The sequence below is a fragment of the Aquabacterium parvum genome (assembly GCF_001447195.1).
Lineage (GTDB): Bacteria > Pseudomonadota > Gammaproteobacteria > Burkholderiales > Burkholderiaceae_C > Aquabacterium > Aquabacterium parvum.
This window is the reverse complement of record NZ_LFRI01000169.1, coordinates 1-696: the sequence shown is the minus strand read 5'-3', so window position 1 is coordinate 696 and position 696 is coordinate 1. Positions and strand designations below refer to the sequence as shown.

1 protein-coding gene is annotated in these 696 nt (G+C 53.9%); it reads left to right on the top strand.

All coding sequences use genetic code 11. The annotated features are described in order from the left end of the window. Window positions 1-420: tautomerase family protein (locus ABG80_RS06830; protein WP_235513767.1), on the top strand; the 420-nt coding region annotated here is incomplete at its 5' end. Window positions 421-696 lie beyond the last annotated feature (276 nt).

Here is a 696-nt window from a genome sequence, read left to right as displayed (position 1 = left end):
GTTAGGCTACTTGCAGCAAGGGAGAGAGAAATGCCAACAGTGACCATCGAAGTCAGGCACCAGTACACCATTGAACAAGAAGTCGCCATCATTGACGCAGTTCATCGAGCGATGATGGATGGCATCAAAACGCCTGAGTGGGATAAGAACATCCGTCTCGTCGTTCATGCACCCCATCGCTTCACAAGCCCACCTGGAAAGTCCGATCGGTACACCCTTGTCACATTCGATATGTTCTCCGGTCGGTCAATTGAAGCAAAGCGTGCGCTGTATTCGGCCATCGTCCAAAACCTCTCAGCCCTCGACATCCAGCCGTCAGATGTGCTTATCAACTTGAGAGAGCATCCTCCCGAGAATTGGGGCGTTCAGGGTGGCAAGCCTGCCTCTGAGGTGGATATTGGCTTCAAAATCAATGTCTAGCCATGTACCAAAACCACCGTGCCTACGCGCCCCAGCCTAACTGTGGGTTCAACGCGGACGCCAACATAGGCCATGCCTTCGGCATTTTCATGGCCTATGTCGGTACCCTCCGCACTTCGAGCTCCGGCGCCGGTTAACCAGGGCTACAAGGGCTTCCCCATCTGTCAAGCAAAAACATCCCCGGGTGATTCGCCGAAGGCGATTCACCTGGAACCTTCAAACCATCAAAACACCAACCCAGGGATCAGTCGCGCAGAGGTCTACCAAGGGATAAGG